This window comes from Novosphingobium sp. 17-62-19 (genome assembly GCF_002256775.1).
GTDB lineage: Bacteria > Pseudomonadota > Alphaproteobacteria > Sphingomonadales > Sphingomonadaceae > Novosphingobium.
The window spans coordinates 1-24,333 of sequence record NZ_NCII01000090.1 but is presented as its reverse complement, the minus strand read 5'-3'; the positions used below and the strand labels follow the sequence as shown (position 1 = coordinate 24,333).

Below are 24,333 nucleotides of genomic sequence, written 5' to 3'. Positions count from 1 at the left end.
CTCAAAGCTCCTTCAGAATGGCTTCGATATCGGCCATGCCGACAACGCTGGTGACGGACACGTCGGTGGCCGAGCGGGTAATCATCGGGCCAAGGACTTTGCCGCCCAGTTCGACGAAGCGTTCGACGCCTGCGTCCTTCATCGCCGCAGCGCTTTCGCGCCAGCGGACGCGGCCAGTGACCTGTTCGATAAGCAGGCGCTTTACGTCAGCAGGGTCGGTAACGACTGAGGCCGTGACATTGGCAAAGAGCGCCACGCGCAAGGGGCCGGGTGGGGTCTTTTCAAAGGCTCCGGCCATCGCATCGGCAGCAGGCTGCATCAGCGGGCAGTGGAACGGGGCCGATACGGGCAAGATCACCCCGCGCTTGATGCCGTGATCCTTTACCATCGCCACAGCGCGCTCGATTGCAGCCTTATGGCCCGAGAGCACGACTTGCGTGGGATCGTTATCGTTGGCGACGGTGCAAACTTCATCCTCTGCTGCGGCTTCGGCCAGCGCAGTCGCCTTTTCAATGTCGGCACCGAGCAGCGCACACATTGCACCGATGCCCACCGGCACCGCCGCCTGCATTGATTGCCCGCGCAGTTTCAGTAGGCGCGCCGTGTCAGCAAGGCTGAACGCGCCTGCTGCGCAGAGCGCGGTATATTCGCCAAGGCTGTGTCCGGCGACGAAATCGGCCTTCTGCGCCAGCGTAAAGCCGCCTTCTCGCTCCAGCACGCGCAGCACGGCGATGGCGTTGGCCATAATCGCCGGCTGGGCGTTTTCGGTAAGCGTCAGCGCGTCTTCCGGGCCTTCCTTCATGATCTGGAAGAGCTTCTGGCCCAGCGCCTCGTCCACTTCCTCGAACACTTCACGCGCGGCTGCGCTGGCTTCGGCAAGTTCGAGGCCCATGCCAACCTTCTGGCTGCCCTGCCCCGGAAAAACGAAAGCTCGCATCTCACTCTCCTGCTGTGCGGGCGTCATAAATGGTGGCGCGCCCTATTCCGGCCTTGGCGATCAAGCAAGACCGAACGGCACGATCCTGTTGTCAATGTCATGGCCAATTTCAGCCGCGCCCAGATAGGGGATGCCGCTGCGGGCGCACCAGTGGCGCGCCATATCCTCGGGCTCACATCCGAACGGGCGGTCATTTTCGGGGATATCACTAACACGACCCAACATCAGACCTGCGATGCCAACCGAAGCCAAGCTGTTGGCCACATGGAACAACAGCCGATCTACCGCATAATGATATTCGGCCACTTCCTCGACCATGACCACGTGGCCAGCAAGGTCCGGCATCAACGGGGTGCCGCACAGCATGGCCAGCGTCATCAGGTTGAACGCGACCGCCGGTGTAGTACCGTCCAGTGAAGGCTCCAACCCCGCCCGCGAACCGGCCAGCCAACCAAGCGTGCGCCGAACGGCAGCTTCACCATCTGCCCGGCGGATATCGGTCGGCATTGGCGCGTGGGTCTGCCGCCCGATGCGTGCCCGATACAGCGCGCCAAGCAGTGTGCCACCGTCGGAATAGCCGAGATACTGTTTGTCGTAGGCAACCGGTGCCAGCAAAGGAATGGCGTCCATCGCGATGCGGTTCGCGCCATAGCCACCGCGCACGAACCAAACTGCATCGAACGCCGGATCATTGGCACACTCAACAAAAGCGGACAGACGCAACTTGTCTGACCCGGCGAAATGGCCCTCACTGGCAAAGCACTGGTCGTGAAAATCAAGTTCGAGCTGGGGAAACTCCGCCGCTGCCAACGCGGTTACGCGCGCTGCATCTTCGCGCGTGAACGGCGTGGAAGGCGCGCAGATGGCGATGCGTCTGGTCACGCCCCTTCCCTAGCCCGTTTCGCGCATCGGGTGAAAGCGCCAATCGGAAGGTTGTCACCAGCGGCGCGGACGAATACCGGAAGGGGATGACCGACGCACCACCCATCTCCGCCGACGATCTCGCAACCCGCGACTGGTTCTTTTGCGGAATAGGCGGATCCGGGATGCTGCCACTGGCGCTGATCCTGCATGGCATGGGCGCTCGCGTGGCGGGGTCAGACCGCAGCCGAGATCAAGGGCGGACGCCGGAAAAGTTTGCATGGCTGGAAAGCCTTGGCTTCCAGATGTTTGCGCAGGATGGTTCGGGCATTGCATCAGCCGACCAGGTGCTCGTCGCCTCTGCCGCGGTTGAGGACACTGTACCAGAAATGGTGCGCGCGAGGGAACTCGGCTGCACGCGGATGAGCCGGGCACAACTGTTGTCCACCCTGTTCAACGCCGCACCGCAGGGGATTGCGGTAGGCGGCACAAGCGGCAAATCCACCGTCACCGGCATGATCGGGTGGATACTTACCGAAGCTGGCCGCGATCCCACGATAATGAACGGCGCGGTGATGAAGAACTTCGTCGCGGATGATGCCCCATTTGCTTCGGCGCGGGTCGGCGCGGGCGACGCATTTGTCTCAGAGGTCGATGAGAGCGACGGTTCCATCGCGCTCTACAACCCCGCCGTTGCAGTGCTGAACAACGTTAGCCTCGATCACAAAAGCCTTGAGGAACTGCGCGAACTGTTTGGCGATTTCCTTGCGCGCGCAGGCTCTGCGGTAGTCAACGCAGACGATGCCGAAAGCGTGGGCCTGATCGGCAGGGCACAGAGCGTGCTCACGTTTGGCTTCGGTGCAACAGCGCAGATTTCGGTTGAGGAAGGCTCCATCAACGAAGGCCCCACCACAATCGCTGCTCGGGTAATCGACCGGCGGAGCGGCGAAACTCACTCACTAGCACTGGGTGTTCCGGGGCGGCACAACCTCACCAATGCGCTGGCTGCACTCGCCGCTGCGAATGCAGCGGGCGTGGAACTGGGCGATGCGGTGCGGCACCTTGGCGGTTTTATTGGTCTAGCGCGGCGCTTCGATATCGTCGGCACATCAGCCTCGGGGGTGATGGTGATCGACGATTTCGGCCACAATCCCGAGAAAGTCGCGGCAACGCTTGCCACACTCAAGACCCACCCCGGCCGCGTGATCGCGTTCTTCCAGCCCCATGGCTACGGCCCCTTGCGCCAGATGGGGCATGAACTGGCCGAAGTCATGGCCACGCGGCTCGGACCAGATGACATTGCGATCCTGTGCGACCCAGTCTATTTCGGCGGCACAGTCGATCGCTCTGTCGGCTCCGAACGCATCGTCAGCCTGATCAACGGTCATGGCGGCAAAGCTGAGCACATTCCTGCCCGTGCCGATTGCGCCGACCGCATTGTCGCGCTGGCCCGCCCCGGTGACCGCGTAGTGGTCATGGGCGCGCGCGACGATACGCTTGCGCTCTTTGCCCGCGACATCCTGAAGCGCCTGTAAAGTGAAAGGCCGGATCGCCTCCCGCGATCCGGCCTTTCCCCTCGGCCCTTCCACCGAAGGGGCGACCCGAGGGCTACCGGCAGTTGCCTTCGGTCAGAACGTTTTTTCGAGCATAACCAAGCGCGGATCGCCGTCCATGCCATGGGCGACAAAACCCTTCTCACGCTCCAAGGCGATGGTGGAGTGGTTGTCGCGGTCCTCGATTGAGATGACCCGCTTCAGCCCGCGCTTGCGTGCTTCTTCTGCGATCAGGTCCAGCATGGTCCAACCCACGCCACGCCCGCGAAAATCAGCGCGGATCGACACTGCCACCTCTCCGGTTTCCATCTTCGCATCGCAGGCCAGGATTGCCGATGCGACCAACGCACCGCTCTGTCGCTCGAAAGCCAGAAAGCTCTCGGTCCGCCAGTGATCGACGTGGGTCAGCGGCACCAACTGGTCATGGCCCACGTGCTTGCTGGCAGCGAGAAAGCGGAAACGGCGATCTTCGGCACTGACCTTGTCGAAGAAATCTTCAAGCAAGGTCTCATCTTCCGCGTAGGCTGGCCGCACGTCGAGCAGCACCCCCTCGCGCGTGCTCAATTGGTGAACCGGCGCCAGTGCGGCAAGTGTAGCAGCGGTCATCTTCGCGTCTCCTCGGACAAAGAATGTCGAAGAACGTCCTAGCCAGCTTCACGCTTTCAACGTTGATCCAACGCAACTGAGGCAAATGTAAATTTGGCGAGGACGATTGCGGAAAACGCGCATTTTTTTGCGCTGATACCATTAGGCCCCCTGAAACTTTTGCGCGTTAGACCGTCCTAAGGCTTGTGGTTAACGCAAGTGGAGGATTTGCCATGTGGCTCGATACTGAAAGCGATCCCTTTGACGCCAAACGCCGCGCCGCGCGCGTTGGAATCGAGCTTCCTGTCCGCTGCAAGCACGGGACGGATCGGTCAACGGTCATCCTTAAGGATCTAAACCAGTATGGCGCACGCATCGAGGGTCTGGAAAAGCTCCGTATCGACGAACCGATCAGTCTGATGCTGCCCGGCCTTCAGCCCAAACTGGCCTTCGTGGTGTGGAGCCGTGATCACGTGAGTGGCCTCGAATTCGAAAAACCGCTGCATGATGAGGTTTTCGAAAGCCTGGTCAGCGAGTTTGCCATCAAGCACTACCGCGAAGCAGCGGCGCCCAAGACGCACCCCGTCCGCCACGCTGCGTGACTTTGAGGCCAGAGCGCGGCAACCCTCAGTGTTTGCCGCGCGCCATGGCGATCACGTGGACGATCCCTGCCACGATTGCGCCTAGCACCAGCCCGACGATCGCAGAAATCACCGCATAGGTCAGCCAGCCCAGCACGCTGCCCAGAGGCCCGGTGGCCAGTTCAACGGCAATCTGCGCGTCATGCGCCAGATGCGCGGGACCATGCAGGCCAAGCTCTTCGCTGCCGTGCAGGATGATACCGCCACCAACCCACAGCATCGCGAGCGTGCCGACCGTGGCCAGTAACATCAGCAGCACCGGCATCGCCTTGAGCAACATAGCCCCCACGCTGCGGGCCAAAGCTGAAGACTTTTCAACAAGGTGCAGGCCGATATCGTCCATCTTCACGATCAGCCCGACCGCGCCATAGACAACGACCGTGATGAGTATGCCAACAACCGCGAGGATGATTCCCTGCTGGAAAATCCCTTGATCGGCGACTTCAGACAGCGCGATGGCCATGATCTCTGCGGACAGGATCAGATCGGTCCTTACCGCACCGGAAATCCGCTGCTCCTCGAATGCAGCGACATCCTTGGGCTGATCGTCCAGTGTTTCTCCGATCTTTTCCGCACCCAGCTTTTCAACAATCTTTTCCGCGCCTTCGAAGCACAGGAATAGGCCGCCTGCCATCAGGATCGGCGTAATCGCGCCGGGCAGGAAAGCGCTGAGCAGCAGCGCGGCGGGCAAGAGGATCACGAGCTTATTGAACAAGCTGCCTTTGGCGATCCGCCAGATCACCGGCAATTCCCTGTCTGGCGTGAAATCGGTAACGTAAGATGGCGTTACCGCTGCATCATCTATGACCACGCCAGCCGCCTTTGACCCGGCTTTGGCCGCCGCTGCGCCGACATCGTCGAGCGAGGCCGCAGCGGCGCGGGCAATGACGGACACGTCGTCTAGCAGGGCGACAAGACCAGTGGGCATGGGGAGGGAAAATCCTTGAAGGGTTCAAGTTCAGACGCCCGATTTGCGGTAACCAGCCGTGAAGCGCAAGCGTGTAGCGATTTGACCATAATAAGGTTCCTCGCTTCTATCGCCGGTAAAATTCCTCTAGGGGCCGCAAATGGCCGCGCCCGCCCCCCGCTTGCATCACCTTGACGCCGCGCGTGCGCTGCTCCTGCTGCTCGGCCTGCCTTTCCACGTGACAACCAAAGCGGTTTTCGAGAGCGAGCCTGCGGCAACCGCCTTCCAGCAATCTGTGCTGATAGGCGGTTGGACCTCGATCACCCACGCCTTCCGCATGTTCGCGTTCTTCCTGCTGGCGGGCTACTTTGCCGGCATGATCCGCGAACGCAAGGGCACGCGGGCGTGGCTTGCCGAACGCACCCGGCGGCTTGGCCTGCCCTTTGTCGCCAGCCTGCTCACGCTGGGCGCGCTGCAGTTTCAATTGCAGGAAAGTGTGCTGCACCAACCATCGCCCAGCTTTCTTGGCCTGCCTCTGGCGCTCAGTCACTTGTGGTTCCTTATCGTCCTGCTGGGCTTCTGCGCAATCTACGCAGCCATCCCTGTCAACCGCATTGTGCCGGGTGAACGCATCCGCCGCGCGATGCTGCTGCAAGGGCCGGGAAGTCTCGCTCTGATGGCGTTGCTCGCGCTGTGGGGCCTTGTCCGATATGGTGCCGAACAAATTCCACCCTTCCGCAATGCGCCGATTGAAACGCTGTTATGCCACCAGTTCCTGTTCCACGCGGCGGGCTTCGCACTTGGCACCATTGTATGGCACGCCCGGATTGGCGATCAAATCTTCGCTCTGCGCAGTCGCTGGATCATTCCGGGTATCGCTGGCCTGTTGGCGCTATACCTTCCGCTTGATCCGCTGCTGCGCCCCGCACTGGGCAAGGAAATCTACCCCAGCCTTGCCGGTGCACTTGCCATACGCGCTATCGAACTCCCTCTGGCCTTCCTGATGTCACTGGCCCTTTTTCGCCTGCTTGCTTGGGCGATGCACCGCTCCAACCGCATCGTCACATTCTTCGTCGACGGCGCGCTCGCCATCTATCTGTTCCACCTTGTGTGGGTGATGCTGGTGCTGCCACAGGCCCGTGCCCTGCCCCTGCCGCCCGAAGCGCAATGGCTGATCACATCGGGCGCAGTTCTGCTCATGGCCGTCGCCAGCTACCTCGTCGTGCGCTCGACCAACCTCACCTCTGTGCTGTTCTGCGGCACGCCGAAACGCGCAAAACCCCAAGTTCTTCCTTGCTTTCCGCAGCAGAATCGCTAAGCGCCGCCCCTTCACCGGCATTTGGCCAGTGGAAAAGAAGAAAGCCGGAGGGGCCCCGCAATCCCGCGGACAAGCCAGCGATCGGTTATTGAGATAAGGAAGCACAGAACATGCCGCTCTACGAGCATGTCTTTCTGGCGCGCCAGGATCTGAGCCAGGCTCAGGTTGACGTTCTTGCCGCCACCGCCACCGAAATCGTTGAGAGCAACAAGGGCAAGGTCGTCAAGACCGAGACCTGGGGCCTCCGTTCGCTGGCTTACAAGATCCAGAAGAACCGCAAGGCACACTTCGTTCTGCTGAACATCGAATCCAGCGGCGACGTGATCGCCGAGCTGGAGCGTCAGACGCAGATCAACGAAGACGTGATCCGCTACATGACCGTCCGCGTTGACGAGCACGAAGCTGGCCCGTCGGTGATGATGCGCAAGAACGACCGCGAGCGTACTCGTCGTCGCGAACGCGAAGGGGAATAAGACAATGGCTCGTCCGTTTTTCCGCCGCCGCAAGAGCTGCCCGTTCTCGGGCAAGAACGCTCCGAAGATCGACTACAAGGACGTGCGTCTGCTTCAGGGCTTCATGTCCGAGCGTGGCAAGATCGTTCCCAGCCGCATCACGGCCGTTTCGGCCAAGAAGCAGCGTGAGCTGAGCCAGGCGATCAAGCGCGCCCGGCACATCGGCCTCCTGCCCTACATCGTCAAGTAAGGAGCGCCAGACATGCAGATCATCCTGCTCGAGCGCATCGAGAAGCTGGGCGCCATCGGCGACGAAGTGACCGTCAAGGACGGTTATGCCCGCAACTTCCTGCTGCCCAACAAGAAGGCGCTCCGCGCCAACGAAGCCAACCGCAAGGTTTTCGAAGCCAACCGCGCCCGCATCGAGGCCGACAATGCTGCGCGTCGTGACGACGCAACGGCTGAGTCGAGCAACGTAGAAGGCAAGGAAGTCGTGCTCATCCGCGCCTCGTCCAACGCTGGTCAGCTCTACGGCTCGGTATCGGTCCGCGACATCGCAGACGGCCTCATTGAACTGGGCGCCAAGGTGAACAAGTCGATGATCGTGCTGGAACGCCCGATCAAGACTCTTGGCGTCTACGACGTCAAGGTCGCGCTGCACCCGGAAGTTTCGGTTGTGGTCAAGGTGAACGTAGCTCGTTCGCCCGACGAAGCCGAACTGCAGTCGAAGGGCGTCAACGTCATCGACGCGATGTTCGACACCGAAGTCGGCGGCTTCACCGAAGCGTACGATCCGAACGCAGAGCCGGGCGAAATTTCGTCCGACATGCTGGACGGTGGCGAGGAAGCAGAACCGGAAGCCTGAAGCTTTCGCGTCGCTTTTGCGCAAAAGATCAAAGGGGCGTCCTTCGCGGGACACCCCTTTTTCGTGCCCTCATTTCTATGGCCTACTTCGCCGCATCCAGCCGAAGGAACCGCGCGGCATTGTTATACAAAATATCGCGCTTCTGATCCTGGCTCAGGTAATCCGCATTCTGGATCAGCCCAATCGAATAGGCCATCAGCCCCGGCCACGCGAGTTGGTCCGTCCCGTACATCACCCGGTCGCCGAACCCTGCATCGACCATATGCTCGATATAACGGTTCACCTCCTTGCGCGGATAGCTCCAGATCAGCCCGGCAATGTCGACATAAACGTGGCTGTTGGCCTGCAGTAGCGTCAGCATATTGTCGATCATCGGATAGCCCGCGTGCATCACCTGCACCCGCAGCTTGGGATGGCGCGCCAGCAGTTCCTCAAGCAGCAACGGGTCGCCCATCGATCCCCGGAATGTTGGCATTGCCACATTGGCACGCCCGGAACCGCCGGTGCCCATGTGGATCGCCACCGGGATCTCCAGCTTCTCAGCCAGCGCAAAGTACTGGTCAACGCGCATGTCTGACGGCGAAATGCCTTCATACTGCAGGCCGATTTCGCCCATCACCTTGAAGCCGTCCTGCCCAAAGGCAACTTCGAGCATTTTCAGTTGCTTGGCCGGGTCACTGTCGCCCACCTGTCCAAACGACGTGCCGGGGATGACGCGCGCGGGCGCGGCGGCCTGCCATTTCTTGACAGCGTGCGGCTCACCAAACACCACACCACGCACGTTCAGCCGCTCCATCTCCGCCAGCACCATCTTCATGTACTGCCCCTTGGGCGCCGGATAGAGCTTGGGCGAGCATTCTTCCTTCGACCAACCAAACGGCGCTTCCGGGCCATTCTTGGGATCGGAAGCCTCAAAACGCGCCTGATTGGGGCATATGGGCGTCGCCCACGGCGCATCGTCCATAGCGTGCATGTGAACATCAATGATCGGTGCAACATCTGGAGTGGTGTTCTGTGCGGTGGCGCTTGCCGCCCAAGCAAAGGTGACACCGGCAAGCAGGGCAAAAATCATGCGCATCGTTCAGGCTCCTTCACTTACGATTTTGACAACGTTATCATATGAAGGAACGGGACTGGCAAGCCGGTTAAATCTCTAGTTTGTCGAGCAATGCTGATTGGCGCTGCCAATGTCTTTGCACCGCAAGGAAGGCACGCTACATGTTTCCCAATGGCTACAACTGAAACGATCCTCGCCGAACTTACCCGTCTCTATGACAGCGCCGTTGCTCAACTCCGCGATGACATAGCGACTTACGCAAACACCGGCACCGCGCCTTCACCGGACAAGCGGCACGATGGCAGTTACTGTTACCCGGAACTGCGCATCAGGTTGGATGATGAACCACGCAATGAGGCCACAGGCCGCGCTTTCGGCCGTCTCACCCAACGGGGCGACTACGCTTCCACTGTTACCCGGCCCAGTCTATTTGCAGACTACCTTGCCGAACAGATCGAACTCATTGCCAGTTCCTACAACGTCAACATCGAAGTTGGCCGCTCCCGGCAGGAAATCCCCTTCCCCTACGTTCTTGACGGTGCCTATGGCGCGCAGATTGGCAGGGTCAGCCCACAGGAACTGGCCAAGCATTTCCCCACAACCGAGCTTGCCCATATCGGTGACGAGATCGCCGATGGCGAATACAATGTGGGCGACGGGCCACTGCCACTCTCCCTGTTCGATGGCCTGCGCACGGATTTCAGCCTCGCGCGCCTCGCCCACTACACGGGCACGCAGATCGAAGATTTCCAGCGCTACATCCTGTTCACCAACTACCATCGCTATGTTGACGAATTCGTCGACTGGGCAGGCTTGCAGATCGATGGTGAAAACTACGTCGCGCTGACCGGTGCCGGTGGTCTGTCGCTAGATGCCCGCACCGAGAATGCCCGCGCCCGCTTGTCAGACACCGCGTGGCGAAGGCACCAGATGCCAGCCTATCACCTCGTCGCGCCGGACAAGTCGGGCATCACGCTGGTCAACATCGGCGTCGGCCCATCCAACGCCAAGACCATCTGCGATCACCTGGCCGTACTGCGGCCTGAAGCATGGCTGATGATCGGCCACTGCGGCGGGCTGCGCCCCACGCAGAAGATCGGCGATTATGTGCTCGCCCACGCGTATTTGCGTGATGATCACGTGCTCGATCCGGTCCTGCCGCCGGAAATCCCGATCCCTGCCATCGCCGAAGTGCAGGTTGCCTTGCAACAAGCGGCTGAAATGGTGTCGGGCGCAGGCGGTATTGACCTGAAAAGGCGTATGCGCACAGGCACCATCGTCACCACCGATGACCGCAACTGGGAACTGCGCTATTCGCACTCCGCACGTCGTCTGTCGCTCTCACGCGCCGTCGGCATCGACATGGAAAGCGCCACCATCGCCGCACAGGGCTATCGCTTCCGCGTGCCCTACGGCACCCTGCTCTGCGTCTCGGACAAGCCGCTGCATGGCGAAATCAAGCTGCCAGGGCAGGCCAACCGCTTCTATGAAGAGGCCATCGCCGCCCACCTCGCCATCGGCACAACAGCGTGCGACTTGCTCCGCAAGGAAGGCCCGCGCCTGCACAGCCGCAAGCTGCGCGCGTTCAACGAGCCGCCATTCCGCTAGTGGTCCGATTCTGACATTCGGTACCGTATAAGGTTAGGCGACGTTCGAATGTCAGAATCTTTTCGGACCACTAGAAGCTTTTGATTCTAGTGGATTTTACGATTTTCGGACCACTAGAAGCTTTTGATTCTAGTGGATTTTACGATTTTGACATTTGCAGACCCATCCCAACCGACAGGGGATGCAAATGTCAAAATCAATGTAAGCATTCGGTGAAGGCCGCGGATCAGGCGGCTTCGCGTTGATATTCGGCGGCTCGCCAATTCCATGGCAGCAGTTCTTGGAGACGGTTCTGGGGGATGTCGGCGATGCGGCTGAGCACATCGGCTAGCCAAGCCTGGGGATCTATATCGTTGAGCTTCGCCGTGCCAATGAGGCTCAGCATGAAGGCGGTGCGCTGACCGCCGCGGTCTGACCCAGCGAAGAGCCATGATTTTCTTCCAAGGGCCATCGCAGGGTCATTCTGCCCATGTCGGGCAGATGGTAGAGTTTCATTATCGCTGGCATCCATATTACGGCGGTCGTTTTCGGCATGAAGGCCGCGAGGACCGGGCCAATGGCGCGATCATCCGGGTAGAGATCAGGCCGGGTGAGATCATCCAGGTCGCAGAGTGGATGCTGGACAGGGCGTTGTGCGCCGACATGGAGATGGGCGAACCGCGCGTTGCGGTGATTGGGCTTGTAGAGCTTCATGGACTGCTTACCGATCGCGGTTTCAGGCAGACTTCGACGGATGGACTCACGGCCATCCAGGAGGCGCGCCATGAAGGCACTACCACGACCCTCGTCGCTACCGATGCTGACCCAGCAGCTGAGCATGCCGCTCGATACGCCGCAGATGCGAGGCCTGAGCGAGGCGCAGCGAAGCGCCGTTGTTGCCAGGCTGGCGACCCTCTTGATGGCCGCAGCCGGCGTCGCGGCGAAGGAGGCCAGCGATGACGGGCAATGATCTCCTTCCAGTCACGGTGCTCAAGCGCAAAGCTGTGGTGTATGTCCGACAGTCGACCCCGGGTCAGGTCCAGAACAACCTGGAGAGCCAGCGCCGACAATATGAGCTTGTCGATGTTGCGCGACGCTGGGGATTTCACGATGTCGAGGTGATCGACGATGACCTTGGTCGGACCGCCAGCGGCACTGTCGACCGCCCCGGTTTCGAACGACTGGTCAGCGGCCTGTGCACGGGCAAGGTTGGCGCGGTGCTTTGCTTGGACGCATCGCGCCTTTCCCGTAATGGCCGGGACTGGCACCACCTTTTGGAGCTGTGTGGCCTGGTTGAAGCGCGCGTGATCGATCTCGACGGGGTATACGATCCCTGTCGACCAAACGATCGATTGTTGTTGGGCATGAAGGGCAGCATCAGCGAGTTTGAGCTTGGCATTTTGCGAACACGCATGCTTGACGCGGCGCGCGCCAAGGCAAGGCGGGGAGAACTGCGCCTCAGTGTTCCGATCGGCTATATCTGGCACCGCGAATACGGCCTGGGGCTGGATCCCGATATCCGGGTACAGGAGGCGATCCGCCTCATCTTTTCGCGTTTCCGCGAGCTTGGCAGCGCCCGCCAGGTGCTGATTTCGCTGACAGCTGACAATTTCCATTTTCCCCGCCCTTCTGACGGCCGCAAAACGGTGTCCTTCGACTGGGTGCCGGTTCGCTATCGAAGCGTTATTTCGATCCTGAAGAACCCCTTCTACGCTGGGGTCTATGTCTATGGTAAAAGCGAGAAGCGAACCGAGATTGTCGATGGCAGGGCACGCAAAAGTTACGGCCACAGCAAGCCCTTTGGAACGTGGGAAGTGCTGCTCCAGGATCATCACGAAGGCTATATCGATTGGAGTGAGTTTGAGAGGAACCAGAGCCATATCGCCGTCAACGCGTTCGGACAGAAGGGCGGCATCAAGTCGGGTCGTGGTGGCCGCGCGTTGCTCGCGGGCCTGCTCACCTGCGGCCGATGTGGAAGACGGTTGGGCGTTGTCTATTCGGGCCGGCCTCCGGGTCATCCCTATTACCGCTGCGAACGTATCAACCAGATGCTGGCCAAGCCACGATGCATGACTTTTGGCGCATCTCGCATCGACCCTGCCATAGGCAAAGAGATATTGAGAGCCGTGACGCCGATGGCGATCGAGGCCGCAATGGAAGCTGATCGGGCGCATCGGGATAATCTGGAAGAACGGCACCGCATGGTGGAGCTGGACTTGCAGCAAGCCCGATACGAGGCATCTCTCGCTGAACGTCGCTATGCTGCCTGCGACCCTGATAACCGCCTGATCGCTGCCCAACTTGAGAATAGCTGGGAAGCAGCGCTCAGGCGTGTTGAAGCCTATGAAGCGGGTTTGGCCCAAGCGCGACAAATCGATCTGGCCGCGCCGGCGCCCGATTTTGCTGGCATTGCCACCGACCTGGAGACCGCTTGGCGCTCGCCTAACGTCGACATGCGTTGTCGTCAGCAGCTCCTCCGCACGCTCGTGACCGATATCATCGCTGATGTCGATGAAGAGCAACGTGAAGTCATTTTGACGATCCACTGGAAAGGTGGCCAACATTCTCAGCTGCGCATTCGCAAACCCAAAGCAGGCGAACATGGCCAGAGTACGCCCGAAGCCGCCCTTGCCATCATCCGCTCCATGGCCACCCGGTGGTCCGATGCAGACATTGCCGCCACTCTCAACCGGATGGGAATGCAAACCGGACAAGGCAAGACCTGGACAGCGCGCCGTGTCGGCTCGCTGCGCACTGTCCACAAAATCCACGGCTACCGATCCGCCGAAAAGAATGGAGAGTGGCTCACGCTGACCGAAGCCGCCAAAAAGCTTGGGGTTACTGCCCATCGGGTCCGTCGACTGATCAAGGAGGGCGTGCTCCCTACCGAGCAAGTTGTACCCGATGCGCCGCACCAAATCCGAGCCACGGACCTGGAAAAGGACGAAGTGACCCAGTTCCCGCGTCACAGAGGCCCGTGTCGCATCAAAATGGAAAACCAAAAGTCCCTGTTTCCGGACATTTGAAGAGGAGGTGTAGTATGAATCGGTCGTTGCAATGCCTCTGAGCGCCCGTTCCGCCGCATTGTTCGTCAGGCAGATGCGGCCATCGTCGAGGAAGGCGGTAAATGCAGGCCATGCCTTGAGCATATAATCCATAGCCTCGGCCACATCGCTGTTCTTCGATAGCTTTGACCGGTTGTCGCGCATCCATTCTTCCATATCGGCAACCAGAGGTGCGCTGAGTTCCTGTCGAAGGGTGTGGCGCTCCTGTACCGGTCTGCCGTTGATGGCGCGCTCAATGTCGAAGATCACATCGATGCGGCGGACCGCCTCCACTGCCAACGGCGAGATGACGGCCTTTTTGCGGCGCTTCTTGAGCTGCGCGGCGATATCGGCCAGCTCGAAGAAATAACGGCGCGCGTGGCTCCAGCAAAGGGCGCGGGTCAGCGGCGCCGGCAGGCGGTCGCCATGGAACAGGGCATTATAGCCAGCATAGGCATCAGCCTGAAGAATGCCTCTCCAACCGCGCAGATGGCCCACAGGATGCTCGCCCCGCCGGTCCCGGGAATAATGGAAGATCGCTGCGGGCGGTGCCGGTCCGCCAAAAGGTCGATCATCCCGAACATAGGTCCAGATCCGGCCCGTATCGGTCTTGGTCTTGGCCAGCACTGGCACCGTTGTATCGTCGCCATGCAATCGCTCGGCAGCAAGGACGTGGGCTTCGATCAGCAGATAGAGCGGCATCAGCGCGGCGGTGCAGGTGCCGACCTGATCGGCCAGAGTGGAAAGGCTCAGGTCGACGCCTTCCCGGGCGTAGCGATCACGCTGGCGGTTAAGCGGTTGATGCGCACCGAACTTCTCGAAGAGCAGCATCGCCAGGAAGCTGGGGCCAAATAGCCCGCGGGGCGTGACGTGGAAAGGCGCCGGCGGTTGGGTGATCTTCTCACAATCCCGGCAGGAGAACTTCTCCCGCACGGTCTGGACCACCTTCCACTGGCGCGGCACGACCTCAAGTGTCTCGGTGATATCCTCACCCAGCTTGCACAGCCGATCCGAGCCGCAGCAGGGGCAGGCATCGGGCGCGGCGATGACGACGCGTTCGCGTGGAAGATGTTCGGGCAAGGGCTTGCGGGCGGGCCGCTTGCGCTCGAACGGTGCGACGTTGGTCTTCGCCGCTGCCAGGGCAGCCAGAAGCTCATCTTCGCTGGCAGCGGTCTCGCACTCCTCGAAGGTCAGTTCCATCTGGTCGAGCAGATGGCGCGTGCGCTCGGAGCGTTGGCCAAAAAGAGTGCGGCGCATCTTCTCGTTCTGCAGTTCGAGAAGGGCGTTACGGGCTTCCAGGTCGGCGTTGATGGCTTTGATGCGGGCCACTTCAGCGGCGACCGCCTGGGCTGCGGCGAGCTGCGCGCGAAGGCTCTGGATCTCTGCTTGCGCCGCGTCACCCATGCCCAAAGGCATAGCAGAAAAGCACCGGAATCTCTAGCTTTTTAGCTCTCCGACATTGATTATCCGGCCAGGGTCGGCCGCCAGGTCGCTTGCGGATTACGCCAGTCGATCGCCTCCAGCATGCAAGCCAACTGGGAGGCGGAGATGGCAATCACCCCGTCTACAGCCGATGGCCAGATATACTTCCCGCGCTCCAGGCGCTTGGCATAGAGCGACATGCCAATGCCATCATGCCACAGGATTTTGCACAGGTCGCCACGGCGCCCTCGGAAGACATAAAGATCACCGGCATGGGGATCACGCCTGAAGCTCTGCTGTATCTGCAGGGCCAGGGATCGCATGCCCTTCCTCATATCGGTATGCCCGGTCGCGATCCATATCCGGACGCCGGAGGGAACTGGGATCACGGCTTGATCGACCGGAGCACTGCCGACACCAACCCAGGTGATGCGCCAGCGGGGATGCGTACGATCGCCCGCTCGAACTCCACGATGATCGACGATCCGCTCACCGGCGCTGGATCGGGCTGCACCTGCACCTCTGCAAAGCTCTGCGCTGCCTGCCCCATCTGCCGTCGCCATCTGTAGATCTGGTTCGGCCGTAGATCAGCACGGCGGGCAATCTCCGCCACGTTCGCCCCGGGCGCCGAAACAGCCGCGACCAACTCACGCTTCTGTTGGTCGGTCCATACTCGCCGCCGCTCCGGGCCTGAAATTACCGTGATCTGACTCATCGCACCGTCCCTAGTACTGGTGCAAACACCAGCGCTTGCACCGGTGCCATCTCGAAATATCAGCCGATCACCGCAAGGCGGCCCTCACCGGAGCGATACAAATCAATCCACTAGACCAACAAAAAGAAAAGGCAATCCGAAGCAGCTAGCCCTGCTTGCGGATTGCCGAGGTTGCGTCCCATCGCTCCGGGGTGGCCGAAGCGGGGTCCTGACTATTTGAAAACTTCGGTGCCCAGCGTGTCCATCGCACTGCGGAACATGTCGACCGAGTTGGAAAACACCTCAAGGTCGATGCCCTTGCCCGTCACAACATCCCAAGTCATCATCACGGCATCGTCCTTGCCCAGTGAAACCGAGGCAAAGCGGGTGTTCCGGTTGAAACGCACGGCGTCTTCAGCAGTAAATTTCTTCTCCGGCGTAAAATTGGCCACGAACTGCAGCGACTGGCACCCATCATGGGTCTTGGCGTTGCATTCGTAGAACAGCAGCGCGGCCTGCCAGCCTCCGATGTCAGCATTGATCAGCGGATCGCCGTTGGAGTCCGTTGCCAATTCCGCCGTGTAGCCAAGGTTGATAAGCGCTTGAGCCACGCCATCCGGCTGGATCGCCGAAACCCTGCCTGTCGGCTCTGTCGTCGCATTTGCTGCTGAGGGAACCAGAACGCTCACAGCCAGTGCCGCAAACACGCCTTTTAACATCATCGCATCTTCAATCCCGATAGGACTCTTGCCGGCCCGTTCGTTGTGTCATCAAGCTGCCACCAACGAAGCGATCCGGCAAGAGGCCCTGAGCGGGAAATGCGAAAAGGGTGATTTATGCGTCCGACTTTACCAGCCGCATGATTGCCCCTTGGTCTGGTTCGCCAGCCACTTGGTCAGCGGCGCAAAGTAGCGGATCATCGCCTTGCCGCTCATCTCGCGGCTGCCGGTAAAGGCTTCCAGCGCATCAGGCCAGGGCTTCGAAGCCCCCATTTCCAGCATGGCATTCAGCTTCGCACCAACTTCCTTGTTGCCATAGAAGCTGCAGCGGTGGAGCGGCCCCTTCCAGCCTGCCTGCTTGCACGCAGCCTCATACAACTGGAACTGCAGCACCCGCGCAAGGAAGTAGCGGGTATAAGGCACGTTGGCGGGCACGTGATACTTCGCCCCGGCATCAAAGCCATCGGCCGGGCGCGCAGCGGGCGGCACCACGCCCTGATACTTCAGCCGCATTGCATCCCATCCCTTCTGGTAGTCGGCCGGAGCGATTTTGCCGCTGAACACATCCCAGCGATAACGGTCGATCAGTAGGCCGAACGGCAGGAACGCAATCTTGTCCATCGCCTGGCGCAACAGCAGCCCGGTGTCCTTGGACTCCGCCGGAACCTTGGCACGATCCAGCAAGCCGATCTGCACCAGGTATTCGGGCGTGATCGAAAGCGCCACAAAGTCACCGATCGCCTCATGGAAACCGTCGTTCGCGCCACCCAGATAGAGCGCGTCCTGTTTTTTGTAAGCGCGCTGATAGTAGTTATGGCCAAGCTCATGGTGGATCGTGACGAAATCGTCTCCGTTGACCTTGATGCACATCTTGATGCGCAAATCGTCCACATTGTCGACGTTCCACGCCGAGGCATGGCACACCACATCACGATCGCGCGGCTTTACGAACTGCGACCGCTCCCAGAACGTCTGCGGCAAAGGCGCCATCCCGAGCGAGGAATAGAACCCCTCACCAGCCTTGACCATCTTGATCGCATCATAGCCCTTGGCCGTCAGCAACTCGCCTACGTCATACCCGATGTCGCCCGCCCCAGCTGGAGCAACCACTTCGTAGATGTTGCCCCATTCTTGCGCCCACATATTGCCCAGAATATCTGCGCGGATCGGGCCGCTCTTCGCCTGCACCGCATCGCCGTACTTCTCGTTCAGCTTCATGCGCGTGAAGCAGTGAAGCTGGTTGTAGAGCGGCTTCACCTCGTTCCAGATCTTCTCGGTCAGCGCGGCAAATTCCTCAGGCGGCATGTCATAGTTTGACCGCCACAACGCGCCCATGTCGGCAAAGCCCAGCTCCTGCGCTCCCGCGTTACCGATCCCGATCATCTCCTGATAATCGGCCTTCATCGGCGCGCCGACATTGTCGTGCCAGCTCAGCCACATCTCTTTCAGCTCATCGGGGTTGCGATTGGCACCCATCGCTTCTTCGATGTCGCTGCCATTGATCGGCTGACCCTTCAGCGTGCCCATACCCTTGCCATAAATGCCCTCAAGCTTGGCCTGAAGCGCGGCAAATTCCTGCGTCGCACCGGGCGTGCTTGGCGCGGGTCCGGTAATCTGCGTTCGCATCATCACCAGCTTGCGCGCGACGTCGGGGGCAAGCCCGCTCACTTTGGCATATTCCGCCGCCTGCTTGGCCTGGGCGACTTGCATGGCAGTGGCTTCACCATTGGCGATGGCCACCAGCGCTGCGCTGTCATCGATGATGTACGTGGCGTAGATCCAGTTGGCGCGCGATGTCTCCACCGACTTTGCCAACACTTCAGCCTCAGCCTGCTTCACCCAGTCAGCCACGGCAGCAGCATCGGCGGGCGCATTTTGGGAAAATGCGGGGGTGGCAAGCGTCGCGGCGGCAAGCGCCAAGCTCGATACAAGTGATTTCATGATCTCAGGATCTCCCGGAAGGACCGTGCCTGCCCCGCAAAATGCGGCGTCGAAAGGCTTGCCTTCTGGTTACCGGTGAAACCGTCGGGGTCAACCCTCGGCCGTAAGGAACTTGACCAGTTCTTGCCCAAGCTCAGGCATTGTCACACTGCTCATGTGTGTGCCGGGGATCAGTGCCAGCCGCGCATTGGGCAATGCCTCGGCCAGTTGCTCGGCCGATCCGTTATCGTTGTCCTGATCACCGCACAACACCAGCGTCGGCATCGTGATCGCCGCCAGTTCTGCCGGGTTCGTATCGGCCATCGATTTCAGCAACAACCGCGCAGCATCACGGTCCGTGCCCATCGTTTTGAGGAACTGCTGTGCAAAATAGGCCGGATCGTCGCGCTTGATAGTGCCGAAACGGTCGATCACATCGACAAAGAAATCCTGCCGCCGCGCCCATCCGGCAAGCCCCTGCAAGCCCATGCCCGAAAGCACCAGCCTGCGTGGCTGCATCCCGGCGATCACGGCCCGCGCCGATGTGCGCGACCCCAGCGAGAAGCCGACTAGATCAAAGTCGCTCAACCCCAGATGCGCCACCAGCGCTTCTGCATCGCGCACCAGCACGTCCTGAGGATAGGCCGCCGCATCATGTGGCGCAGCGCTTTGCCCATGCACGCGCAAATCCGGCATCAGGCATTCAAAGCCCGCCGCCGCCAGCTTTGCCGCCGTGCCGAACTTGATCCAGTTGACTTCTGCCGAGGAAAACAGCCCGTGCAGCAACACCACCGGTCGCCCCGCGCCCATCCGGTGCAACGCCAGTTGTGCGCCATCAAAGCCGTCAAAAATCTCCGTGGTGATGTTCATGCCGTCAGCAGCTTCACACCCGAGAACAGCAGCACTGCTGCCAGTACCGGGCGCAGCAATTTGTCCGGTGAACGTGCTGACAGCATACTCCCGATAGCCACACCGGGCAGCGATCCCATCAGCAGGTTCAGCAGCAGATAGGGGTCCACCCCGCCAATCAACCAGTGGCCAAAACCCGCTACCAGCGTCAACGGCACCGCATGGGCAATGTCCGTGCCGACAATGCGTGATACCCGCAGCGCCGGATAGAGCATCAGCAGTGCCGTCACCCCAATCGCGCCTGCCCCGACCGACGAGATCGACACCGCAACGCCCAGTACTGCCCCAAGTCCCACCGTGGGCAGCAACGTATGCGAATCGTTAAGCCGTTCGTGTGTTTTAGCAAATCGGCCGAGTTGCTTCTGAAACAGCGTGGCAAAAGCTGTCAGCACCAGCATCGAGCCCAGCACCGTCAGGATGATCCCGCTGGAATCCTTGCCCACTTTGCCGAAATAGGACACGCCGACCAGCGTGACGATGGCCGCCGGGACACTCCCCGCAGCCAGCCGTTTCATGATCTTCCAATCCACACTCTCGTGCTGGTTGTGGACGAAAGAGCCGCCGATCTTGGTAATTGCCGCAAACAAAAGGTCGGTGCCAACAGCCGTCGCGGGGCTGACCCCGAACATCAGCACCAGGATCGGAGTCATCAGCGAACCGCCGCCAACGCCAGTCAATCCCACCAGCACGCCAACAAAAAGGCCTGCTATGCCGTGGAGTATGTCCAGGTGTTCGAGCATAACCCCCCATGGTTGCGCTTGGCAGACTGCCTTGCTGCACCGCACATAACGCTTCCTTTATGTCCGATGCAATGGCGAGTTTGAAAAATCTCTACTTTAGAAGTTGGGAATACAGCTATGATGTTGCGTAGAGGCGACAAACTGCGGCGGGCAGACCGAAGGCTCGCCCGCCGCAAATCGATCAGCCCTTCTTCAGATGCCGGCGGCCAAGCAGTTCGGCAATCTGCACCGCGTTCAGCGCGGCCCCCTTGCGCAGGTTGTCCGAAACGCACCACAGCGAAAGCCCGCTGTCCACGGTCGGATCTTCGCGCACGCGGCTGACATAAGTCGCATCGTCGCCCACGCATTCTACCGGCGTGATGTATCCGCCGTTCTCGCGCTTATCGATCAGCATGACGCCCGGCGCTTCGCGCAGGATGTTTTGGGCTTCTTCAGCGCTGATCTCTTTTTCGAATTCGATGTTCAGCGCTTCGGAATGGCCGACGAACACCGGCACGCGCACGCAAGTGGCTGATATCTTGATCTTGGGATCAAGGATCTTCTTGGTCTCGGCAACCATCTTCCACTCTTCCTTGGTCGAACCATCATCAAGGAACACGTCGATGTGCGGGATCACGTTGAAGGCGATCTGCTTGGTGAACTTCTTGGGCGCGCCCAGTTCACCCTGCGGCATGTAGATGGCGCGGGTCTGTTCAAACAGCTCGTCCATGCCATCCTTGCCCGCGCCTGAAACCGACTGGTACGTGGCTACGACCACGCGCTTGATCGTGGCGGCGTCGTGCAAGGGCTTGAGCGCCACCACCATCTGCGCGGTCGAGCAGTTGGGGTTCGCGATGATGTTCTTCTTCGTGTAGCCATCGATGGCGTCGGGGTTAACCTCTGGCACGATCAGCGGCACGTCCGGGTCCATGCGGTAGAGCGACGAATTGTCGATCACCACGCAGCCAGATGCCGCAGCACGGGGCGCATGAATTTCGGTCGGGCCGGAACCTGCTGCAAACAGCGCAATATCCCATCCGGTGAAATCGAAATGCTCGATGTTCTTAACCTTGAGCTTGCGGCCCGTTTCGCCAAAGTCGATCTCGGTGCCCTGCGAGCGTGGCGATGCAACCGCCGCGATCTCGTCGCAGGGAAACTCGCGTTCAGCCAGAATGTTGAGCATCTCGCGGCCCACATTCCCCGTCGCGCCGACCACTACAACCCGGTAACCCATCTTGCTTCCCTTCCTGCGCCTGCCTGCTTTGCAGACAGGCCGTTCCCTAGCGGCTGGTTCCAACCAGCCAAGTTAAAAACGCTTGTGCGCCAGACACCGATGCTTGCGCGCCCGCTCTTGCAACCCGCTCGTCACCCTGAACCCGTTTCAGGGTCCATTTCTCACCTCAAGCTGCCGTTCAATCGGCGCAATGGATCCTGAACCAAGTTTAGGATGACGGTGATTGGATTGGGCTACGTCCCCCGCCCCTATTTCCCACTCCCCGCCCCATTACGGTCAAGAAACCGGAAAATCGTCTCATACAAATGCTGGCTCACCTTCGGCCCGCTGATGCGGTGGGTGTAGCCGGGATAGAGCATCATCTCGAACGGCACCGCCTCGCCCTGCATCTTGGCGATGATGGCCGAAGCGTTCTCGAACACCACGTTATCATCGGCCATGCCGTGAATGATCAGCAGCGGATCGCTGATTTTGCCGGTATCGGCCAGCGCATTCGATTTCTCATAAACCTGCGGCAACTTACCCGGATCGCCCAGATAGCGCTCGGTATAGGTCGTATCGTAAAGCTCCCACTTGGTCACCGGCGCCACGGCGATCCCCGCCGCATAGGCCCCCGGATTGGCCTCCAGCATCTTGATCGACATGTACCCGCCATAGGACCAGCCGAACGTGCTGATCTTGTCCGCATCCACAAACGGCTGCTGCTTCAGCCACATTGCGCCCGCCAGCTGATCCTCAACCTCGACCGAGCCCATCGCATGGTGCAGCGCTGAGGCAAACTTCACGCCCCGGTTGTCCGATCCGCGATTGTCGATGGCAAAGTAGATGTAACCCTTGTCGACAATCGCCTGTGCCAGCGCGCCCTGAAAGCCCTTGGCCACCACCTGCGAGGTCGGCCCGCCGTAGTGATAGGTGAATACGGGGTACTTCTTTCCGGCCTCCAGCGGCGGCGTGATCATCATGTAATGCAGCGGCGTGCCGTCCTTTGCGGGGATCGTGCCGAACTGCGCCGGACGGTGGCTGGCCAGATAGGGCGCATATGGATGCGCGCCTGCCACCTTGTTCTCCTCGATCCACGCCAGCCGCTTTCCGCTCGTGTCCGCGATAAACGATTGTGCAGGCTGCGCATCGGATGCGCGCGTGATCATCAGCGTCTGACCGCTCTTGTCCATCGAGGCATTGTTGACCCAGCCCGGCTCGGTGATGCGCGTCAGCTTGCCCGGCGCGTTCAGGTCCATCGCATAGACCTGGTTCGCCAGCACATCATCCTTCGTGCCGGTCAGGTAAAGCTTGCCGCCCTTCTCATCCACGCCGACCAGCCCGGTGACCACCCAGTCGCCCTTGGTCAACTGGCTCCACTTTCCGCCCTTCAGGCGATAGAGATGCCCGAACCCGTCGCGCTGAGACCACCAGATCAGGCTGCCATCGCTCAGGAAGCGGTAGCTGTCCGACAGATCGATCCAGTGCTTGTCCGCCGCCTTTTCCGTAAACAGCACGCTTGCCTTGCCCGTGGCCGGATCGACCTTGAGCATGTCGAGCACCGTCTGTTCGCGGTTCATACGCTGCACATAAAGCGTCTTGCCATCAGGCGCCCAATCCACCCGCGCGAGGTAGATGTCCTTGTCGGCACCCAGATCCACCTGCACCCGGTTCGATCCGTCAGGCCCCATCACCCACAGCGAAACCTCGGCATTGGGCGTGCCCGCCGCCGGATAGCGCTGTTGGTAGGTCCGCGTGTCCTCGGCGCCGATGGCGGTGCGCGTCACCACGCCCACCATGCTCTCGTCAAAGCGCTCCACCGCGATGCGCTTTTCATCGGGAGACCACCAGAAGCCGTTGAAGCGGTTCATTTCCTCCTGCGCCACGAACTCGGCCTCGCCCCAATGGACGTCCGAATTCGTCTCTTTAGGCGTGATCGCTTGCGCCGTACCCGTCACCGGACCTGCCCACAGCCGCCGGTCGCGCACATAGGCGATATGCTCACCCTTCGGACCCAGCTTGGGCGTCAGCTCACCGCCCTTGGTGCCCTCGACCTTGCGCACCGAACCATCAAGGCCCGCAAGGAACAGTTCGCCATCTACCGGCACCAGCACCGACTTGCCATCGGCAGCCCACTCATAGGCCACAATACCCTTCAGATCGCCGATGCGCTGGCGCTCACGCTGCATCTTCTCCGCCTCGGACAGCTGCCGACCGGACGAAAGCTTCAGCGAATCCACCAGCATCTTCCATTCGCTGGTCTGGCGGTCAAAGCCCCACAGATCGTACCGCTCGCGGTCGTCCGCGCGGTTCTTCAGCAGCGTCAGGTAGCGCCCATCGGGCGAAAGCTTCACCGCGCGAGGCGCAGGCCCATTCAGGCCGGGGCTGGCAAATACGCGCTCAAATGTCAGAGCCTTGGCTTCGGCAGGCGCATTCGCAGTCATGGAATTTCCCTGTTGGGCAAGCGCAGGCGCGGCGACAAAGGCAGACAGCGCGCAGGCGGCGAGCAACGACAAGTGACGCATGGTGTTTCGGTATCCTCTGGCCCGGCACGGATGGCGCAGGCGCGATTGCAATGCCCTTGGGTGGCCCGAAATGGTTGCGTTTGAAAGCACAAAAAAGCGCCCTGGCCGGAGAGCCAGGACGCCTTTTATAACACGTTACCGGTGTTGCGGCGTTGGTCGGCTCAGGCCCCCAGCACTCAGGCCTTGTTGACCTTGCGCTCTGCAATACGTGCCGATTTGCCGGTGCGGCCACGAAGATAGTAGAGCTTCGCACGACGCACGACACCACGGCGCACCACGGTAATCGAATCGATGTTGGGCGAATACAGCGGGAACACGCGCTCCACGCCTTCGCCGAACGAGATCTTGCGCACGGTGAAGTTCGAGCCGAGGCCACGGTTCGAACGCGCGATGCACACGCCTTCG

At 60.6% G+C, this 24,333-nt stretch carries 23 protein-coding genes and 2 pseudogenes; 8 read left to right on the top strand and 17 right to left on the bottom strand.

What is annotated here, in order from left to right:
- Position 1: 1 nt before the first annotated feature.
- On the bottom strand, positions 2-937 hold the full coding sequence (gene fabD, locus B7X90_RS14975; RefSeq protein ID WP_292625730.1) for an ACP S-malonyltransferase: 936 nt from the start codon (positions 935-937) through the stop codon (positions 2-4).
- A 60-nt stretch (positions 938-997) separates the two neighbouring features.
- Complete coding sequence (locus B7X90_RS14970) at positions 998-1,819, bottom strand: LD-carboxypeptidase (RefSeq protein WP_292625729.1); 822 nt, start codon at positions 1,817-1,819, stop codon at positions 998-1,000.
- Positions 1,820-1,905: 86 nt separating this feature from the next.
- On the opposite strand from B7X90_RS14970, the gene B7X90_RS14965 reads away from it, so the two are divergent.
- Positions 1,906-3,333 carry a Mur ligase family protein gene (locus B7X90_RS14965; RefSeq protein ID WP_292625728.1) on the top strand — a complete coding sequence of 476 codons (1,428 nt, stop codon included), beginning with the start codon at positions 1,906-1,908 and terminating at the stop codon, positions 3,331-3,333.
- A gap of 93 nt (positions 3,334-3,426) precedes the next feature.
- Here B7X90_RS14965 and B7X90_RS14960 read toward each other — a convergent pair whose 3' ends face one another.
- A complete protein-coding gene (locus B7X90_RS14960; RefSeq protein ID WP_292625727.1) occupies positions 3,427-3,957 on the bottom strand; it encodes a GNAT family N-acetyltransferase in 531 nt (176 codons plus the stop codon).
- Between the two features lie 212 nt (positions 3,958-4,169).
- On the opposite strand from B7X90_RS14960, the gene B7X90_RS14955 reads away from it, so the two are divergent.
- Positions 4,170-4,538, top strand: a complete 369-nt coding sequence (locus B7X90_RS14955) for a PilZ domain-containing protein (protein WP_292625726.1) — start codon at positions 4,170-4,172, stop codon at positions 4,536-4,538.
- A gap of 25 nt (positions 4,539-4,563) precedes the next feature.
- On the opposite strand, the gene B7X90_RS14950 is transcribed toward B7X90_RS14955, so the two are convergent.
- A complete protein-coding gene (locus tag B7X90_RS14950) occupies positions 4,564-5,505 on the bottom strand; it encodes a DUF808 domain-containing protein (RefSeq protein ID WP_292625725.1) in 942 nt (313 codons plus the stop codon).
- A gap of 139 nt (positions 5,506-5,644) precedes the next feature.
- Between B7X90_RS14950 and B7X90_RS14945 the strand changes: the two genes are divergently transcribed.
- From B7X90_RS14945 to rplI, 4 genes are all read left to right on the top strand, one after another.
- The gene (locus B7X90_RS14945; protein ID WP_292625724.1) at positions 5,645-6,802 is read left to right on the top strand and encodes an acyltransferase family protein; all 1,158 of its coding nucleotides are present in this window, start codon (positions 5,645-5,647) and stop codon (positions 6,800-6,802) included.
- 110 nt (positions 6,803-6,912) lie between these two features.
- A complete protein-coding gene (gene rpsF / locus B7X90_RS14940) occupies positions 6,913-7,275 on the top strand; it encodes a 30S ribosomal protein S6 (RefSeq protein ID WP_292625722.1) in 363 nt (120 codons plus the stop codon).
- A gap of 4 nt (positions 7,276-7,279) precedes the next feature.
- Positions 7,280-7,504, top strand: a complete 225-nt coding sequence (gene rpsR / locus B7X90_RS14935) for a 30S ribosomal protein S18 (RefSeq protein ID WP_011445073.1) — start codon at positions 7,280-7,282, stop codon at positions 7,502-7,504.
- A 12-nt stretch (positions 7,505-7,516) separates the two neighbouring features.
- On the top strand, positions 7,517-8,119 hold the full coding sequence (gene rplI / locus B7X90_RS14930; protein WP_292625709.1) for a 50S ribosomal protein L9: 603 nt from the start codon (positions 7,517-7,519) through the stop codon (positions 8,117-8,119).
- 82 nt (positions 8,120-8,201) lie between these two features.
- Here rplI and B7X90_RS14925 read toward each other — a convergent pair whose 3' ends face one another.
- The gene (locus B7X90_RS14925) at positions 8,202-9,197 is read right to left on the bottom strand and encodes an amidohydrolase family protein (protein WP_292625707.1); all 996 of its coding nucleotides are present in this window, start codon (positions 9,195-9,197) and stop codon (positions 8,202-8,204) included.
- Positions 9,198-9,347: 150 nt separating this feature from the next.
- Between B7X90_RS14925 and B7X90_RS14920 the strand changes: the two genes are divergently transcribed.
- Positions 9,348-10,784 (top strand): AMP nucleosidase, encoded by a 1,437-nt coding sequence (locus B7X90_RS14920; RefSeq protein ID WP_292625705.1) that lies wholly within the window; start codon positions 9,348-9,350, stop codon positions 10,782-10,784.
- 226 nt (positions 10,785-11,010) lie between these two features.
- Here B7X90_RS14920 and B7X90_RS14915 read toward each other — a convergent pair.
- Together B7X90_RS14915 and B7X90_RS14910 are read right to left on the bottom strand one after the other, a co-directional pair.
- Positions 11,011-11,235: pseudogene (locus B7X90_RS14915) on the bottom strand (transposase domain-containing protein); the annotation flags it as partial.
- Entirely contained in the window at positions 11,163-11,477 is a 315-nt protein-coding gene (locus B7X90_RS14910; RefSeq protein WP_292625744.1) for a hypothetical protein, read from the bottom strand. The gene B7X90_RS14910 and the pseudogene B7X90_RS14915, both read right to left, overlap by 73 nt.
- Before the next feature lie 242 nt (positions 11,478-11,719).
- On the opposite strand from B7X90_RS14910, the gene B7X90_RS14905 reads away from it, so the two are divergent.
- Positions 11,720-13,789: a recombinase family protein gene (locus B7X90_RS14905; RefSeq protein WP_037487473.1), complete on the top strand. Its 2,070-nt coding sequence runs from the start codon at positions 11,720-11,722 to the stop codon at positions 13,787-13,789.
- A 27-nt stretch (positions 13,790-13,816) separates the two neighbouring features.
- Here the strand turns inward: B7X90_RS14905 and B7X90_RS14900 are convergent.
- The 10 genes and pseudogenes from B7X90_RS14900 to rplS form a co-directional block, all read right to left on the bottom strand.
- A pseudogene (locus B7X90_RS14900) lies at positions 13,817-15,211 on the bottom strand (IS66 family transposase); the annotation flags it as partial.
- Between the two features lie 59 nt (positions 15,212-15,270).
- Positions 15,271-15,618, bottom strand: coding sequence for an IS66 family insertion sequence element accessory protein TnpB (tnpB, locus tag B7X90_RS14895; RefSeq protein WP_069063899.1), 348 nt, complete (start codon positions 15,616-15,618; stop codon positions 15,271-15,273).
- Entirely contained in the window at positions 15,615-15,944 is a 330-nt protein-coding gene (locus B7X90_RS14890; protein WP_069063898.1) for a transposase, read from the bottom strand. The genes tnpB and B7X90_RS14890 overlap by 4 nt, the downstream gene beginning before the upstream one ends.
- Before the next feature lie 212 nt (positions 15,945-16,156).
- Positions 16,157-16,642, bottom strand: coding sequence for a YbjN domain-containing protein (locus B7X90_RS14885; RefSeq protein WP_292625700.1), 486 nt, complete (start codon positions 16,640-16,642; stop codon positions 16,157-16,159).
- A 129-nt stretch (positions 16,643-16,771) separates the two neighbouring features.
- Entirely contained in the window at positions 16,772-18,583 is a 1,812-nt protein-coding gene (locus B7X90_RS14880) for a M2 family metallopeptidase (RefSeq protein WP_292625698.1), read from the bottom strand.
- Positions 18,584-18,673: 90 nt separating this feature from the next.
- Positions 18,674-19,432, bottom strand: a complete 759-nt coding sequence (locus B7X90_RS14875) for an alpha/beta hydrolase (RefSeq protein WP_292625696.1) — start codon at positions 19,430-19,432, stop codon at positions 18,674-18,676.
- Positions 19,429-20,211, bottom strand: coding sequence for a sulfite exporter TauE/SafE family protein (locus B7X90_RS14870; protein WP_292625694.1), 783 nt, complete (start codon positions 20,209-20,211; stop codon positions 19,429-19,431). Before B7X90_RS14870 ends, B7X90_RS14875 begins: the two co-directional genes overlap by 4 nt.
- Positions 20,212-20,392: 181 nt before the next feature.
- Entirely contained in the window at positions 20,393-21,424 is a 1,032-nt protein-coding gene (locus tag B7X90_RS14865; RefSeq protein ID WP_292625693.1) for an aspartate-semialdehyde dehydrogenase, read from the bottom strand.
- Between the two features lie 248 nt (positions 21,425-21,672).
- Positions 21,673-23,928, bottom strand: a complete 2,256-nt coding sequence (locus B7X90_RS14860) for a DPP IV N-terminal domain-containing protein (RefSeq protein ID WP_292625691.1) — start codon at positions 23,926-23,928, stop codon at positions 21,673-21,675.
- A 176-nt stretch (positions 23,929-24,104) separates the two neighbouring features.
- On the bottom strand, positions 24,105-24,333 hold a 229-nt coding region (gene rplS / locus B7X90_RS14855), incomplete at its 5' end, for a 50S ribosomal protein L19 (protein WP_292625689.1).